Source organism: Streptococcus sp. oral taxon 058 str. F0407, assembly GCF_000235485.1.
Lineage (GTDB): Bacteria > Bacillota > Bacilli > Lactobacillales > Streptococcaceae > Streptococcus.
Genome location: NZ_JH378889.1, coordinates 77,155 through 93,460, shown reverse-complemented (window position 1 = coordinate 93,460; position 16,306 = coordinate 77,155). Strand labels below are relative to the sequence as shown.

The 16,306-nt window shown below is 44.4% G+C and carries 12 protein-coding genes; 6 read left to right on the top strand and 6 right to left on the bottom strand.

Annotated features, from left to right (window positions below):
- Positions 1 to 158: 158 nt before the first annotated feature.
- Positions 159 to 1,439, bottom strand: coding sequence for a glycoside hydrolase family 125 protein (locus tag HMPREF9184_RS07550; RefSeq protein WP_000263067.1), 1,281 nt, complete (start codon positions 1,437 to 1,439; stop codon positions 159 to 161).
- A gap of 171 nt (positions 1,440 to 1,610) precedes the next feature.
- Between HMPREF9184_RS07550 and HMPREF9184_RS07545 the strand changes: the two genes are divergently transcribed.
- Entirely contained in the window at positions 1,611 to 3,698 is a 2,088-nt protein-coding gene (locus HMPREF9184_RS07545) for a GH92 family glycosyl hydrolase (protein WP_000803442.1), read from the top strand.
- A 36-nt stretch (positions 3,699 to 3,734) separates the two neighbouring features.
- Here HMPREF9184_RS07545 and HMPREF9184_RS07540 read toward each other — a convergent pair whose 3' ends face one another.
- Positions 3,735 to 5,414, bottom strand: coding sequence for an alpha-L-fucosidase (locus HMPREF9184_RS07540; protein ID WP_033586042.1), 1,680 nt, complete (start codon positions 5,412 to 5,414; stop codon positions 3,735 to 3,737).
- 742 nt (positions 5,415 to 6,156) lie between these two features.
- Between HMPREF9184_RS07540 and arcA the strand changes: the two genes are divergently transcribed.
- The 5 genes from arcA (at position 6,157) to HMPREF9184_RS07515 (ending at position 12,661) form a co-directional block, all read left to right on the top strand.
- Positions 6,157 to 7,386 carry an arginine deiminase gene (arcA, locus tag HMPREF9184_RS07535; protein WP_000094627.1) on the top strand — a complete coding sequence of 410 codons (1,230 nt, stop codon included), beginning with the start codon at positions 6,157 to 6,159 and terminating at the stop codon, positions 7,384 to 7,386.
- Positions 7,387 to 7,443: 57 nt separating this feature from the next.
- A complete protein-coding gene (gene argF, locus HMPREF9184_RS07530; RefSeq protein ID WP_000149841.1) occupies positions 7,444 to 8,460 on the top strand; it encodes an ornithine carbamoyltransferase in 1,017 nt (338 codons plus the stop codon).
- Between the two features lie 293 nt (positions 8,461 to 8,753).
- Positions 8,754 to 9,701, top strand: a complete 948-nt coding sequence (gene arcC, locus HMPREF9184_RS07525) for a carbamate kinase (protein WP_000019631.1) — start codon at positions 8,754 to 8,756, stop codon at positions 9,699 to 9,701.
- Positions 9,702 to 9,798: 97 nt separating this feature from the next.
- A complete protein-coding gene (locus tag HMPREF9184_RS07520; RefSeq protein ID WP_001291839.1) occupies positions 9,799 to 11,310 on the top strand; it encodes a YfcC family protein in 1,512 nt (503 codons plus the stop codon).
- A 22-nt stretch (positions 11,311 to 11,332) separates the two neighbouring features.
- A complete protein-coding gene (locus HMPREF9184_RS07515; RefSeq protein WP_000219478.1) occupies positions 11,333 to 12,661 on the top strand; it encodes a dipeptidase in 1,329 nt (442 codons plus the stop codon).
- Between the two features lie 55 nt (positions 12,662 to 12,716).
- Here HMPREF9184_RS07515 and HMPREF9184_RS07510 read toward each other — a convergent pair whose 3' ends face one another.
- Genes HMPREF9184_RS07510 through adcR form a run of 4 tightly spaced genes read right to left on the bottom strand, consistent with a single transcriptional unit; the run spans position 12,717 to position 16,175 of the window.
- Positions 12,717 to 14,222 carry a zinc ABC transporter substrate-binding protein AdcA gene (locus tag HMPREF9184_RS07510; protein WP_000736546.1) on the bottom strand — a complete coding sequence of 502 codons (1,506 nt, stop codon included), beginning with the start codon at positions 14,220 to 14,222 and terminating at the stop codon, positions 12,717 to 12,719.
- Positions 14,223 to 14,231: 9 nt separating this feature from the next.
- Entirely contained in the window at positions 14,232 to 15,038 is an 807-nt protein-coding gene (locus HMPREF9184_RS07505) for a metal ABC transporter permease (protein WP_000950035.1), read from the bottom strand.
- Positions 15,031 to 15,735, bottom strand: coding sequence for a metal ABC transporter ATP-binding protein (locus tag HMPREF9184_RS07500; RefSeq protein WP_001269480.1), 705 nt, complete (start codon positions 15,733 to 15,735; stop codon positions 15,031 to 15,033). The genes HMPREF9184_RS07505 and HMPREF9184_RS07500 overlap by 8 nt, the downstream gene beginning before the upstream one ends.
- On the bottom strand, positions 15,735 to 16,175 hold the full coding sequence (adcR, locus tag HMPREF9184_RS07495) for a zinc-dependent transcriptional regulator AdcR (RefSeq protein WP_001249330.1): 441 nt from the start codon (positions 16,173 to 16,175) through the stop codon (positions 15,735 to 15,737). The genes HMPREF9184_RS07500 and adcR overlap by 1 nt, the downstream gene beginning before the upstream one ends.
- Positions 16,176 to 16,306 lie beyond the last annotated feature (131 nt).

Sequence of the window (16,306 nt, the reverse complement as noted above, 5' to 3'; positions counted from 1 at the left end):
GCCGCAGGCTGCTCAAAGCACTGCTTTGAGGTTGTAGATAGAACTGACGAAGTCAGCTCAAAACACTGTTTTGAGGTTGTGGATAGAACTGACGAAGTCAGTAACCATACCTACGGCAAGGCGAAGCTGACGTGGTTTGAAGAGATTTTCGAAGAGTATTAACGGATACCCAGGTAATCCAAGACTAACTCACAGAACATCATGTTGGCCCATGAGAACCATTCGCGAGAGTAGAGCGTTGGATCATCTACGTGGAAGCTTTCGTGCATGACACCTGTGCCACCATCGCAGGCAACGAGCTGATCGAGCAAGAATTTCTTCTCCGCCTTATCTCTTGTTGTCAAGCCTTGGATAGAAAGGGCGATTGGCCAGATATAGCGGTAGAAGGTATGAGAACTTCCGAGACCGCTAGCGTATTCTCCTTGATAGAAGTATGGATTTTCAGGGCTCAAAATGGTCCGACGAGTTGCTTGATACACTTCATCATCCACATCACAGTAACCAAGATAGGGAGCAGCCAGTAGACTTGGTACATTTGGATCATCCATGATGCTGGCATTTCCCAAACCATCCACTTCAAAGGCGTAAATCTTTTCACCCTTGCTATTGGTGGTGTAGGCATAGTTTTCGATCCCTTCTTGGATCTCTGCTTGGAGGCGTTTAGCGTCTGCGATGACACTCTCGCTATCAGCTAGATTCAATTCTGCAAAGATTTCTTGGACATAACCCAAGACAACGACCGCAAACATATTGGACGGAATCAAGTAGCTATACTGACAGTAGTCATCACTCGGACGAAAGGCTGACCAGGTCATACCTGTCACGGCAAAATCAGGACCAAAGCCATCATTTACCAGCGTATCTTCCTTACGGTCGGTATCACGAACAAAACGATAAGGAGAGTTGTTGTGATCTTGCTCTACCGTCCAGAGATGAAGAATTTCCTTGGTCGCTGCGACAAAAGTCTCATCAAACTGGCTGGTTTCTCCTGTTTCTTTCCAAAGGAGATAAGCCAACTGCAAAGGATAGCAAAGAGAGTCCACCTCATACTTACGCTCCCAAATCCAGCCGTTAAGGTCGGTGTGGTCTGTCTCATGGTGACCTTTCCAGTTCTCCTCAATGTTAAAAGAGTTGGCATAAGGATCCTTGAGCACCAAGGTCATCTGACGCTTGACCAAACCTGCAATGGTCTGGCGCAAAAGAGCATCTCTTTTAGCCACATGAAGATATGGTCTGAGTTGGGCCGTCGAGTCACGAAGCCACATAGCGGGAATGTCTCCTGTGAGCACAAAAGTTGAACCATCTTCCAATATCTCAACTGTATTGTCCAAGGTGTCGGTGTAGCATCGCTCAAAGACATCCACCCACTCCGGATGGTCCTTGGCACGCTCTGCTATTTCGTCTAGCCATTCTCTAACAATCTCTTTTGAATAAACCATAATCGATTTTACCTCTTTCAAACAAGTTTCATGTTCAGTATATAGTTTTTATGCTAGAAAATATATACACAAATGTTAGTCTTTTTTCTACAAAATTGCTTTCTTTTGAACCTCCTATCTAAAGCTCCTCTGTTTCTGATATAATGTAGAAAAACAGCTGAAGGAAAGACTATGAAACCACTACTTGAAACCATCGATACCCGCTTTGGTACTGCTAGCAAGCAGGCCTTCTCTCGGGGAAATACCCTGCCTTATACAGGCGTGCCTTTTGGGATGAATTATTTTGTGCCCCAGACCAGTGACCAGGAGGGAGCTTGGTTCTTCGATCCGCATCTACCCATCTTTCAGGGGATTCGATTGACCCACCAGCCCAGCCCTTGGATTGGCGACTACTCTTGGCTCCTCCTAACACCTGTCACAGGTCAGCTTGGGGGAGACAGTCTCTTTCACCGCCAGTCCTCTTATGATATAGATAAAGCTTGCTTCCAGCCTCACTATTTGAAGCTCTTTTCTCTGCGCTATCAGATTGAAACTCAGCTCACACCGACTTGCTACGGTGCTTCAATTCGTTTCCAGCAAAAGCAAGGCAAGGCTCTCTCCCTCTATCTTCACGCAGCAGATGAACTGACAGTAGAGCAAGTAGATAAGCGGACTCTGGCCCTAAGACAAGAAGGCAAAACAGAGACCAATAAAAATCCGCTGATGCTGTTCACTGCCCTACAAATGGATACGGATATTCTTGCTGTCAGCCAAGAAAGCGGAGACTGGCGAATTGACCTCGCAGATAGCCATGCTGAGATCCAGCTAGCGACTTCTTTCATCTCTCCTTCTCAAGCGCTGCTTAATCTACCTCAAACGGACTTTGATAACTGTAAAGCAAGTGCACAAGCGGACTGGGAAAATCTCCTCCATCGTTTTGACGTTATAGAGACAGGAGAGGCTGACCGAACCTTCTTTGATCACTGCATCTACAGACTCTTCCTCTTCCCGCAGACATTTTATGAGGTGAACGAGTCAGGGCAGGCCATCCACATAGATCTGGCTACTGGCACTGTCAAACCTAGCGTCCTCTTTAGCAACAATGGTTTCTGGGATACCTTCCGCACTACCTTCCCCCTCTTTGCCCTTATCATACCGGAACACTATCACCGCTTTCTAGAAGGTTTCCTCAATAGCTACCGCGATACTGGTTTTCTTCCAAAATGGCTAGCTCCAGATGAACGTGGCATGATGCCTGGCACTCTTTTAGACGGCATTATCGCAGATAGCGCCTGCAAGGAAATGGCCCCCGACTTGGAAGAAGAACTCCTCCAAGCCATGCTTGAAACAGCCACCAAGTCTGATCCTCTTGGGATCAACGGTCGCCACGGTTTAGCTCAATACCAAGAATTAGGTTATCTTTCAACCGACCACCACGAAAGTGTCAGCCACACCCTAGACTATGCCTATAGTGACTTTTGTATCGCCAGCTGCGCCGAAAAGCTTGGTCAGAATGACATCGCCCAAACTTATAAGGTCGCGTCGCAAAATTACCGTCATCTATTTGACGCTGAGACAGGCTACATGAGAGCACGAGACAATCAAGGCAACTTCCGCCCTGACTTCTCTCCTTATAGTTGGGGACGCGACTACGCTGAATGTTCAGCCATTCAAGCTACTTTAGGCGTCCTCCACGACATCCCAGGTTTGCGTCAACTGATGGGTGGAAAGAAAAACTTTAGCCGCTACCTTTTGAAAACCTGTCAGGCTACTCCTCTCTTTGAAACGACTGGCTATGGTTACGAGATTCATGAAATGAGCGAGATGGCTACCGCTTCTTTTGGGCAAATTGCCATTTCCAACCAACCTAGCTTCCACATCCCTTATCTCTTCCGCTACAGTGACTACCCTGAATACACTAGCCTTCTCATCAAGACGCTACGTCAGAAGGCCTTCAAACCAAGCTGGGAAGCCTACCCTGGCGATGAGGACAACGGTAGTCTTTCTGCTTGGTATATCTGGTCGGCTCTTGGATTCTACCCGACCTGTCCAGGAAGACCAAGCTACGACCTAGGAATTCCCCTCTTTGATCATCTCCGTGTCTACCTAGCTAAGGAAAATAAATGGCTAGATATCCATGCTGAGCAAAACTACAGCCATTTTAACTTTGTCAAAGAGTGTCGATTGGACAAGACTCCTGTATCTAGCATCCAACACCAGGACCTCTTGAAATCTGAGCAACTGACCTTCACCCTCAGCTGGCTACCAAATCACTCATAACCAAAAGAACCTTTGCATGGCGCAAAGGTTCTTCTTTTATGAAACTTGGACTTGGAGTTGATCAATAAGATGACCATCCACCATTAGGTTCAGATAGAAATCCAAGGTTTTATCTCCTGCGAAATACAAGGTTGGAAGCGTCAACCTTTTTTCAGTCTCGCCAGCTTGAAACATAAGGACTTGAATCTCATCCTGATAAGCGACACCATGCACACCCGTCCCGGGTTGAATCGAAATCTTAGCTTCTAAAGGACCACTACATTCTCTGCGCTTAACTGTAAAATGGGCATTTTCTCCCTTGGTCACAGCTAGACTTTTTTCTGAAAACTCTAGTTGCTGAACAGCTTCTTTTTTCGACAAGCTAGGTGTTTTATAAAGTGAAATCTTAGTTAATACTGGCAAATCCTGTGCCTCTGTGATGATTACACGCACCTTCTGAGCCTCTACCATGGATCCTCGCAAAAGGCGTTTATAGCCCACTGTAAATCCTGACCCAAACTCCTGCCAGAAACCATCCGACTCTACCTGAACATGGAAGTCAGCGATGCGTTGCCCCAACTTCAACTCTTCCCTCAGCTCGATCACATCAAAAGTCTTGGTAGTTCCTAAATCGAGTTCTAACTGGATGGGCAACTCTGCATCACTTGCCCAAGAACTAGTATCCAGTCCATCTGTCAGATGATGACAGGCAAAGTCTGCTGATAGAGCCGGACCAGATACCTTGGCTCCCAGAGCCAAATCTTCGCTATAGAGTGCGTCACGGTAGGCTCTAAATTCATACAGTCGCTGGATATCTCTTTCATCAAAGAGACCATCTTGGTTTGGTGGAATATTGAGCAAGAGAGGGGTTCCTCGCCCCACTGAATGAAAGTAGATTTCGATCAACTCCTCAAGAGACTTAGGATCCTGATCCTCATGGTAAAACCAACCCGGGCGAAGGGAAACATCTGCCTCACCGATTGAAAACAACGTACCCGAAGAATCTCCGTGCTGTAGATAATCTAATGCAGCCTCTGTCCCCAACTGGTCGGGCTTGACTTTTTGCCACAAGGGATCCCCTGCATAGCCCCGTTCATTGCCAATCCAGCGAATACTAGTTCCCTCTGTTGAGAATATCAAGCAATCCCCTTGTAGATCATGAATAGTTTCAAACCAAGTCTCAAACTCATAGTTGACCTGCTGGGCCCCTTCCCCTCTGGCACCATCCATCCAAACCTCAGCAAACTTACCAGCATTCCCATAGTCAGGATTTGATAAGATTTCCTTCAACTGAGCCAGATAATAGGCATTGTAGTCTGCTTCTTGGTCCACATGATAGAGGGGACTATGGGCATCCCAAGGAGATAAATAAACTCCCATATCCATGTCAAACTCAGTTGCAGCTTGGGAAACTTCAAGGAGCAAGTCCCCCTTTCCATCCCTCCAAGGACTAGCCTTGACCGAATAGTCTGTGTAAGCGGTCGGGTAGAGGACAAAACCATCATGGTGCTTGACCACCAAAATCAGCTTTTTAAAACCCGTTTCTTTGAGTACCCGAACCCATTCACGCGCATCTAACTTGGTCGGGTTAAAACGCTTGGGATCCTCTTGCCCACTTCCCCATTCCTGGTCATAAAAGGTATTGGGACCAAAATGGATAAAGGCAGCTAGTTCATCCTCTAAATAAGCTAGCTGGGCCTGACTTGGTAATGGCCCATGTGGTTTTATGTTCGTCATCATCTCATATCTCTTTCTCTTGTTCACAAAGTTATCCACAACTTGTGGATAAGAAAACATGCTAAAAACTAGCTTTTACAGAATCCAGCTCTTATACTTTGAACCTGTCACTCTCAGGCAGACCTGCTCAAATCCCCACTACAATAGGATTTCTACTAGAAGGCTAGCCAGTTACTAGTTACCGGTGCAATTCTCAGGAACCTTTTAGGATATTAGCTGAATGTCCTGCTTCCCCTAGACTTATCCACAACTTGTGAATAAACCATTCTTCCTAGTTGTTACCTCGTTGACTATAACAAAAAATCTAGGTACCGTCAATAAGACAAGGTTGTCTTCCTAAATACTCAGAAAAGATTCTATAATTTGTACAATATACATTTAAAGTGGCCTAGAAGAAAGACTTTTCTGATAGATTTCATATAATTTTCTAAGCAACTTTCAATCACAGTTCCTCTCAATTCCTCGTCAGAACTGAATTAAAATCTGGACATTTCTTCTTAAAATGTGAAATTTAGCATAATTTTTTCAAAAAAAATTATATTCTTTTTAGTAGAAGTTTATACATTTATTTCCTGTAATCCCTTTTGCTATCGTATAATAACATAAAATACTACTAAAACCTTATTTTGTCCAAATTTTTAATCATTTTTTACTATTGACACGCCTCTGAGAATGTGATATAACGTAAATGTAAGCGGTACCAAAAAGGTGCCACCGTAAAAATTTTTAAGGAGGAAAACACATGTCTTCACATCCGATTCAGGTATTCTCAGAAATTGGGAAACTGAAAAAAGTTATGTTGCACCGTCCAGGCAAAGAGTTGGAAAACTTGTTGCCTGACTATCTTGAAAGACTCCTTTTTGATGACATTCCATTCTTGGAAGATGCTCAAAAAGAACATGACGCATTTGCTCAAGCTCTTCGTGATGAAGGAATTGAGGTCCTTTACCTAGAGCAATTGGCTGCTGAATCATTGACTTCCCCAGAAATCCGCGATCAATTTATCGAGGAATATTTAGACGAAGCCAACATCCGTGGTCGTCAAACCAAGGCGGCTATTCGTGAATTACTTCACAGTATCAAGGACAACCAAGAATTGGTTGAAAAAACTATGGCTGGTGTTCAGAAAGTTGAATTGCCAGAAATTCCTGAAGAAGCAAAAGGCTTAACTGACTTGGTTGAGTCAGACTATCCATTTGCTATCGACCCAATGCCAAACCTCTACTTCACTCGCGACCCATTTGCAACTATTGGTAATGCCGTATCACTTAACCACATGTATGCAGATACTCGTAACCGTGAAACTCTTTATGGTAAATACATTTTCAAACACCATCCAATCTATGGTGGAAAAGTGGAATTGGTTTACAACCGTGAAGAAGATACACGTATCGAAGGTGGAGATGAATTAGTTCTTTCTAAAGATGTATTAGCAGTTGGTATTTCTCAACGTACAGACGCAGCTTCGATTGAAAAACTCTTGGTGAACATCTTCAAGAAAAATGTTGGCTTCAAGAAAGTATTGGCATTTGAATTTGCTAACAACCGTAAATTCATGCACTTGGATACTGTCTTTACCATGGTTGACTATGACAAGTTCACAATTCACCCAGAAATCGAAGGCGATCTTCGTGTGTACTCTGTCACTTATGAAGATGAAAAACTCAAGATTGTTGAAGAAAAAGGTGACTTAGCTGAACTTCTTGCGAAGAACCTCGGCATAGAAAAAGTTCATTTGATCCGTTGCGGTGGTGGCAATATCGTAGCAGCTGCGCGTGAACAATGGAATGACGGTTCCAACACTTTGACCATCGCACCTGGTGTAGTAGTCGTTTATGCCCGCAATACCATTACCAATAAGATCCTAGAAGAATACGGGCTTCGCTTGATTAAGATCCGCGGAAGTGAATTGGTTCGGGGCCGTGGTGGACCTCGTTGTATGTCTATGCCATTTGAACGCGAAGAAGTATAATCGCTGTTTAGTATTTGTCAATAAAAAATGTAAAAAATAGAAAGAGGAAATAATAGAATGACACATTCAGTATTCCAAGGACGCAGCTTCTTAGCAGAAAAAGACTTTACTCGCGCAGAGTTAGAATACCTTATCGGTCTTTCAGCTCACTTGAAGGATTTGAAAAAACGCAATATCCAACACCACTACCTTGCTGGTAAAAATATCGCCCTCTTGTTTGAAAAAACTTCTACTCGTACACGTGCAGCCTTTACAACTGCAGCTATTGACCTTGGTGCTCATCCAGAATACCTCGGAGCAAATGACATTCAGTTAGGTAAAAAAGAATCTACTGAAGATACTGCAAAAGTTTTGGGTCGTATGTTTGACGGGATTGAATTCCGTGGTTTCAGCCAACGTATGGTTGAAGAACTGGCAGAATTCTCAGGCGTTCCAGTATGGAACGGTCTAACTGACGAATGGCACCCAACTCAAATGCTCGCTGACTACTTGACTGTTCAAGAAAACTTCGGTCGCTTGGAAGGCTTGACATTGGTATACTGTGGTGATGGACGTAACAACGTTGCCAATAGCTTGCTTGTAACAGGAGCCATCCTTGGTGTCAATGTTCACATCTTCTCACCAAAAGAACTCTTCCCAGAAAAAGAAATCGTTGAATTGGCAGAAGGATTTGCTAAAGAAAGTGGCGCACATGTTCTCATCACTGAAGATGCTGACAAAGCAGTTAAAGGCGCAGACGTTCTTTACACAGACGTTTGGGTATCAATGGGTGAAGAAGACAAGTTCGCAGAACGCGTTGCACTTTTGAAACCTTACCAAGTCAATATGGACTTAGTGAAAAAAGCAGATAACGAAAACTTGATCTTCTTGCACTGTTTACCAGCATTCCACGACACTCACACTGTCTATGGTAAAGATGTTGCTGAAAAATTTGGCGTAGAAGAAATGGAAGTAACAGATGAAGTCTTCCGCAGCAAGTATGCTCGTCACTTTGACCAAGCAGAAAACCGTATGCACACTATCAAGGCTGTTATGGCTGCTACTCTTGGAAATCTCTACATTCCTAAAGTATAAAACTTGCTCGTATACACAACACAGGGGTTGAGACGAAAGCTATGATAGCTTATCAGTTCTAGCGAAAGAAAGCACAGATTCTTTTTGACAGATTTGCCACCTTACTCTTGTCATCTTCCTGCATCCTAGTCTCATTCTGATAAACGTCAGCTATGCGTTCAGCCCCTTTTGATTCGTAGTAATGACTAATTTATCCTTTAAAAGACGCTACCTCCACTTCATATTTTATCATCATACCTGCCTGTAACTCCTGGAGTTCTGTCAGGTTTACCATATTAAAGAAAGGAGAGCTCATGTCTCATAGAAAAATCGTCGTTGCTTTAGGCGGAAATGCCATCCTCTCCACTGATCCATCTGCCCAAGCTCAACAAGCTGCTCTGGTAGAAACAGCTCGTCATCTGGTCAAGTTGATTCAAAATGGAGATGAACTGATCATTACTCACGGAAATGGTCCTCAGGTGGGTAACCTCTTGCTTCAACACTTGATGGCAGATTCGGAAAAAAACCCTGCCTTCCCCCTTGATTCTTTGGTTGCCATGACTGAGGGTAGTATCGGTTTTTGGTTACAATGTGCTCTTGATAACGCATTGCTTGATGTAGGACTTGATAAAAATGTCGCTTCTGTTGTTACCCAAGTTATAGTAGACAAAGAAGACCCTGCCTTTATCAATCCAACCAAACCAATCGGTCCATTCTACTCAGAAGAGGATGCCAAAGCTGAGAGCGAAAAAACAGGAGCAACCTTCAAAGAAGATGCCGGTCGTGGCTGGCGTAAAGTGGTGGCTTCACCAAAACCAATCGACATTAAAGAAATCAACAGCATCCGCACCTTGCTCGATAATGGTCAAGTTGTCATCGCAGCAGGTGGAGGAGGTATCCCTGTCGTTAAAAATGAAAACGGTTACCTGCGTGGGGTAGAAGCCGTTATTGATAAAGACTTTGCGTCTCAACGACTAGCAGAACTCGTCGAAGCTGACCTCTTTATCGTCCTTACTAGCGTAGACTATGTTTATGTCAACTACAATAAACCAGACCAAGAAAAACTTGAACACGTTACCGTCAGTCAACTAAAAGAATACATCAAACAAGGACAATTCGCGCCGGGTAGCATGCTACCCAAGGTCGAAGCTGCTATCGATTTTGTAACCAACCACCCAGAAGGCAAGGCTGTTATCACTTCCCTCAGCAATCTAGGTGCCTTGATCGAGTCCGAAAGCGGAACAATTATTGTTAAAGACTAGCCATTTTAACCCAAGTACAAGCTCTAACTAGGAGCACTCAGGTAAACCAACATCATTCGTTTTTATACTTTGTGGCATAGTTTAGGAGGAAAAACAAATGAGTGAAAAAACAAAAAAAAGGTTCCAAATGCCTTCATCTTACACTGTTTTGATCATTATTATTGCTATCATGGCAATCTTGACTTGGATCATTCCAGCAGGTAAGTATGACACGAACGAAGCAGGTGGCCTCATTGCAGGTACCTATCAAACTGTTGACTCTAATCCCCAAGGGATTTACGATATTCTAATGGCTCCAATCCGGGCGATGCTCGGTCACGAACCAACTAAAGCCGCTATTGACGTAGCCTTCTTCATCCTCATGGTTGGGGGATTTCTCGGCGTTGTCAATGCTACAGGCACACTCGATGTTGGTATCGCCTCTATTGTTAAGAAATACAAAGGACGCGAAAAAATGCTGATCCTCATCCTCATGCCCCTCTTTGCACTTGGAGGAACAACTTATGGTATGGGTGAAGAAACCATGGCATTTTATCCACTCCTTGTTCCTGTTATGATGGCTGTTGGTTTTGATAGCATTACTGCCGTTGCCATCATCCTACTAGGTTCTCAAGTTGGCTGTCTTGCCTCTACTCTCAATCCCTTTGCTACTGTTATCGCTTCTGATACCGCAGGTGTGTCATCTATGGACGGGGTTATCCTTCGTATCATCTTCTGGTTTGTTATGACAGGTATTAGCACATACTTTGTTTACCGCTATGCGGAAAAGATTCAAAAAGATCCTACAAAATCACTTGTCTACTCTCAACGTGAAGAAGACCTTAAACACTTCAATGTCACTGATAACGAAAATGCTCCATCTGTCTTGAACAAGAAACAAAAACATGTTCTTGCCTTGTTCATCTTGACTTTCATCATCATGATTGCCAGCTTTATCCCTTGGGTAGACTTGCACATCACTCTATTTGAAGACTTCAAGAATTGGTTGATTGGTCTCCCTGTTATTGGTGGAGCTATCGGTTCATCTGCTCTACCATTCGGTAGCTGGTACTTCCCAGAAGGTGCGATGCTCTTTGCTGTGATGGGTATTCTTATTGGTGTTGTTTACGGCCTCAAGGAAAGCAAGATTATCTCTACTTTTATGGCTGGTGCAGCAGATCTTCTCACTGTAGCCTTGATTTGTGCAGTGGCTCGTGGTATCCAAGTTATCATGAATGACGGTATGATTACTGCAACCATTCTACACTGGGGTGAAGTCGGACTTCAAGGTCTCTCTTCTCAAGTCTTCATCGTTTTGACTTACCTCTTCTACCTTCCTATGTCATTCCTTATCCCATCTTCATCTGGACTTGCTAGTGCTACAATGGGAATCATGGCACCACTTGGTGAGTTCGTTAACGTAAAACCTAGTCTCATCATCACTGCCTATCAATCTGCATCTGGCGTACTAAACCTTGTCGCTCCAACTTCTGGTATTGTTATGGGTGCTCTCGCGCTCGGTCGTATTAGTCTAGGAACTTGGTGGAAATTTGTTACTAAACTCATTGTCGTTATTGTCATTGTGAGCATACTTCTTCTTATCCTAGGTACCTTCCTACCATTCCTTTAGAACAAAGTGTGAGGTAAAACGAATGACCGTCTACATCACTGACTCCATTAAACAGAGCTTTATACAGAGTCTAAAGACTCTCATCTCCTACCCATCTGTCCTCCAAGAAGGGGAAAATGGGACACCTTTTGGACAAGCTATCCAAGACGTTCTAGAAAAGACGCTGGAAATCTGCCGTGAACTTGGCTTTAAAACTTATATTGATCCCAAGGGCTATTATGGTTATGCAGAGATTGGTGAGGGAGAACTCCTTGCCATCCTCTGCCACTTGGATGTTGTGCCCGCAGGAGATTTGTCAGATTGGCAATCTCCTCCATTTGAAGCAACTATCAGAGAAGGTAAACTCTATGGACGAGGGGCACAAGACGACAAAGGTCCTTCACTGGCAGCTCTCTACGCAGTGAAAAGCTTGCTTGACCAAGGCATCCAATTTAAGAAGCGCGTGCGTTTTATCTTTGGTACGGATGAAGAAACTCTTTGGAGATGTATGACACGCTACAACGCCCTCGAAGAGCAAGCCAGCATGGGATTTGCACCGGATTCGTCATTTCCTTTGACATACGCTGAAAAGGGGCTCCTTCAAGTCAAGCTTCATGGCCCCGGCTCTGATCTTCTCAAGCTCGATGTCGGAGGTGCCTTTAATGTTGTACCAGATAAGGCAAGTTATCAAGGTCCTCTTTATGAAGCGGTTTGTAGAGGTTTAAAAGAAGCTGGTTATGATTACCAAACTGCAGATCAAACCGTAACCGTACTCGGGGTACCTAAGCACGCCAAAGATGCTAGTCAAGGTGTCAATGGAGTCATTCGGCTTGCTAGTGTACTCGCATCTCTCCAACCACACCCTACCCTCCATTTTCTAGCCGACAAAGCAGGGCAAGATGGTAGAGGGCTTGGAATCTTTGGAGAGATTACTGATGAACCGTCTGGTTCCCTTTCCTTTAATGTTGCAGGGTTGACCATCAACCCCGATCGCTCCGAAATTCGGATCGATATACGCATACCTGTGCTAGCAGATAAGGAGAAACTGGGGGCACAGCTCACTCAGTGCGCCAAAGACTACCAACTTGACTACCAAGAATTTGACTATCTAGCACCCCTCTATGTCGCAAGAGATAGCCAACTTGTCACTACCCTTATGCAAGTCTACCAAGAAAAAACCGGAGATAAAACTCCTCCTCTCTCATCAGGTGGTGCTACCTTTGCCCGCACCATGCCAAACTGTGTGGCCTTTGGCGCTCTTTTCCCAGGAGCACAACAAACTGAACATCAAGCAAATGAAGCAGCTGTCCTAGACGATCTTTATCGCGCTATGGACATCTACGCAGAGGCGGTTTACCGTCTCGCAACCTGACCAGATAAAGGTTTCTACCAAAAAATCCCGCAGATTTGCGGGATTTTCTCTTGCATCAATGCGCCAACATTTCTTGGGCGATTTCTTGACCAGATAAGTTATCTGGATAGTAGGTTGGCCAGTTATCCATCTCTTCAAAGAGGGCTTCTTGGCTGGTGCCTCCAAAGAAGATATGGAAATGTTCTGCCTTGACTGGGGCGATATTGTGGTCACTAAACTGAACATACTTGAACTGTCCAGCGTCCGCATCGGTCGCTTCAAAGAGGAAGCGCACGCCACGATTGCCTTTCTTATAAGTCAAGATTTTCTTGCCGACATACCTGTAGGTGAATTTCTTGCTTTGGCCACCTTGAACAAATTCCATAGTGTTATCCGTGATGTTAATCTTAGTCACATCTGTCTGATAGCCTCTTCTATAGTAGGCCTTATACTCATCCTTGGTCATCTTGCCAGTCAACTTAGCCTTGTAGTCAAAGACTTGATCAAAAGTTCCATCCTCAAGGAAAGGATAGACAGACTGCCAGTTACCAGCATAGTCACTCAAGGTGCGGTCTTTGACATCTGCGTCCTCAAAGTAACCGTTGTGAACTGTCTTGGTATTTTCTTCCTTCTCTGGCTCGATTTCTGGTCCTTCTTGGTCTGTGGTCTGCTTGAGAGCCTTGAGGTTTTTCTCCATCACGGAGATATAGTCCTCACCAGCCTTTGTCGCTTCCTCTGTCAGACTTTCTAGCGGATTGAGCACATCTAGTTTGACGCCCGTTTCTTTGGAAAGAGTATTAGCGAGGGCTTGAGAGGCATTTTCTTCAAAGTAGATATAAGAAATCTTGTTTTTCTTGATATACTCTGTCAATTCTGCCAAACGAGCTGCTGACGGTTCTGCGTCTGGCGAGAGACCTGAGATGGATACTTGCTTGAGACCGTAGTCCAAGGCAAGGTAGTTAAAGGCAGCGTGCTGGGTCACAAAACTCTTTTGTTTAGCTTGAGACAAGCCATCTGTGTAGGCCTTGTCCAAGGCTTGCAATTTTTCGATATAGGCCGCGGCATTCTTTTCAAAAGTCTCTTTTTTATCAGGATAATCTGCTGACAAGCTGTCACGGATATGCTCTACTAGTTTGATGGCGCGTGCTGGTGATAACCAAACATGGGGATCGTAGTCATGATGGTGACCTTCACCACCGTGATCATGACCTTCCTCTTCTTCCTCACCTCCTGGTAAGAGTAGCATATTGCCTGTCGCCTTGATGGTTTTCACTTTTTTCTTATCCAAGGATTCTAGCAATTTGGGAACCCAGGTTTCCATGTTTTCATTTTCATAGACAAATGTATCTGCGTCTTGGATTTTGGCAACTGCCTTGGCAGACGGTTCGTATTCGTGAGGTTCTGTCCCAGCACCAATTAGAAGTTCTACATTTGCGGTATCTCCTGCGACTTGCTTGGTAAATTCGTAGACAGGGTAAAAGGTTGTCACGATATTTAGCTTCCCATCTGCCTGCTTTTGATTGGAACAAGCCACTAAAAACAGGGCACATAGACTAGCTAGTAGTAAGCTCAGTTTTTTCATTTCATTCTCCTACTTGATAAAACGTTTCAATAGACTGACTAATAAAAAGACAGCTACAAAGATAATGGTGATACTAGCGCTAGCAGGGGTTTCCGCATAGTAGGAAATATAAAGTCCTGCCACCATTCCCAAAAAGCCAATACCGCTAGCTAGCAACATAACGGATTTGAAGTTTTTCCCCAGACGAAGGGCAATACTAGCTGGCAAGACCATAATGGTCGATACCAAAAGAGCTCCTGCTGCTGGTATCATAAGGGCAATGGCCACCCCTGTCACCATGTTAAAGAGGATAGACATAGTGCGGACAGGTAAGCCATCTACAAAAGCCGTGTCCTCATCAAAAGTCAGGATATACATTGGTCGCAAGAATAAGAAAGTCAAGAGTAAAACGACCGCCGCAATGGCAAAGAGGAAAATCACCTGCTCCTGGCTAATGGTCACAATCGAACCAAAGAGATATTGGTCCAAACTCATGGAACTCGAACTTTTCCCCTTACTCATCACAATAAGGGAGACTGCAAGCCCTGTTGACATGAGGATGGCAGTCCCGATTTCCATAAAATTCTTGTAAACCGTACGGAGATACTCCAGAAAAACCGCAGCAATCAAGACAATGACAATAGTCGAAATAGTTGGAGAAATCCCCAAAACCAGACCAAAGGCAACCCCTGACAAGGAAACGTGACTAAGTGTATCACTCATGAGACTCTGACGACGTAAGATAAGGAAGGTCCCAAGAACTGGTGAAAAGAGACTCATGGCAATGACAGCCAAGAAGGCTCGCTGCATGAAGTCATATGATAACAAACTAAGCATGGTCCACCTCCTGGTCACTCTCGTGAACGTTGAAACAACGCCACGGTGAGTCTTGGTTACGCACTAGGTGAATATTTCGGTCTGCGTAGGCCTTGACCTCCTCAGGATCATGCGTAATCATCAAAACGGCCTTGCCATGATGGTGGGCACTGTGGTGCATGAGTTCGTAAAATTCATTTTTGCTCCCCGCATCCATCCCTGTCGTCGGCTCATCCAAGACAAAGATATCTGGGTCAGAAGCAAACATTCGAGCAATCACTGCCCGTTGTTTTTGCCCACCAGAGAGGGAGCCAATTCGTTTATCACGGTGTTCCCACATACCAACTGAGTCTAGACTGGCCTTGATATGCTCCTCATCGTGGGCATTCAAACGACGGAACCAGCCCTTTCGCGGATAGCGACCAGACTTGACAAATTCATAAACCGTACTTGGAAAGCCAGCATTAAAACTAGCAATCTGCTGGGGAAGATAAGCTATCCTAAGCTTTTTCCCATGAGTATTTGTCTTTGAGATGGTTACCTTGCCAAATCTCGGCTGCAAGATACCTAGACTAGCCTTGATAAGCGTTGTCTTGGCAGCTCCATTTTCACCAGTCAGGGTGACAAACTCCCCACTATCAACACTGTAGTTGATGTGCTCGAGGACAGGCTCTTTGTCATAATAAAAAGACAAGTCCTCTACTGTAATATACCGCATTATTTGATTTCTCCTACTAAAGCAGTTAAAAACCGCTGGATAACTTCTTGTTCATTTGGAGTAAACTGACTTGCTACTTGTTCATAGGCTGAGAGCGTATGCTCATGGTGGTGGTGGTGCTCCTCTGCCACTGGTCGAGCCAGCTCTGTCAGTCGATAAAAGATCACACGCGCGTCCTTGGGATCTCTAGATGTCTCTAACATGCCCTCTTTGACTAAAGACTTGATAGCCTTGGTTACTGCCGCCTGACTGACATTGAGGCGACGGGCCAACTCCGAGTTGGTTAAGGATTCTTCTGACAAGAGCATGAGGATGTGTTCCTGAGTATTAGTCAAGGCTACATCACTTGTGCAATGTCCGATCAGAATTTCATGCTGGTTCTCAGATCTCAAGATCACCTCGTTTAAAAAGTTATCGATTTCCTGTGCAAGCTGTCTCATGTGTTACTCCTTCCCTAGCTATCTTTTTCGTAAAAAAAACTTAGATAGCCACCGATTCTTTACTGGTTAATTATATCATAAACCAAAAAAGAGTCAAGGGAAAAAGGCGTAAAAACGTTTCCCTAGACTCT

Coding starts and splice junctions, on each gene's coding strand:
- HMPREF9184_RS07550 (WP_000263067.1), bottom strand. CDS start 1,439: ATGGTTTATTCAAAAGAGATTGTTAGAGAATGGCTAGACGAAATAGCA.
- HMPREF9184_RS07545 (WP_000803442.1), top strand. CDS start 1,611: ATGAAACCACTACTTGAAACCATCGATACCCGCTTTGGTACTGCTAGC.
- HMPREF9184_RS07540 (WP_033586042.1), bottom strand. CDS start 5,414: ATGACGAACATAAAACCACATGGGCCATTACCAAGTCAGGCCCAGCTA.
- arcA (WP_000094627.1), top strand. CDS start 6,157: ATGTCTTCACATCCGATTCAGGTATTCTCAGAAATTGGGAAACTGAAA.
- argF (WP_000149841.1), top strand. CDS start 7,444: ATGACACATTCAGTATTCCAAGGACGCAGCTTCTTAGCAGAAAAAGAC.
- arcC (WP_000019631.1), top strand. CDS start 8,754: ATGTCTCATAGAAAAATCGTCGTTGCTTTAGGCGGAAATGCCATCCTC.
- HMPREF9184_RS07520 (WP_001291839.1), top strand. CDS start 9,799: ATGAGTGAAAAAACAAAAAAAAGGTTCCAAATGCCTTCATCTTACACT.
- HMPREF9184_RS07515 (WP_000219478.1), top strand. CDS start 11,333: ATGACCGTCTACATCACTGACTCCATTAAACAGAGCTTTATACAGAGT.
- HMPREF9184_RS07510 (WP_000736546.1), bottom strand. CDS start 14,222: ATGAAAAAACTGAGCTTACTACTAGCTAGTCTATGTGCCCTGTTTTTA.
- HMPREF9184_RS07505 (WP_000950035.1), bottom strand. CDS start 15,038: ATGCTTAGTTTGTTATCATATGACTTCATGCAGCGAGCCTTCTTGGCT.
- HMPREF9184_RS07500 (WP_001269480.1), bottom strand. CDS start 15,735: ATGCGGTATATTACAGTAGAGGACTTGTCTTTTTATTATGACAAAGAG.
- adcR (WP_001249330.1), bottom strand. CDS start 16,175: ATGAGACAGCTTGCACAGGAAATCGATAACTTTTTAAACGAGGTGATC.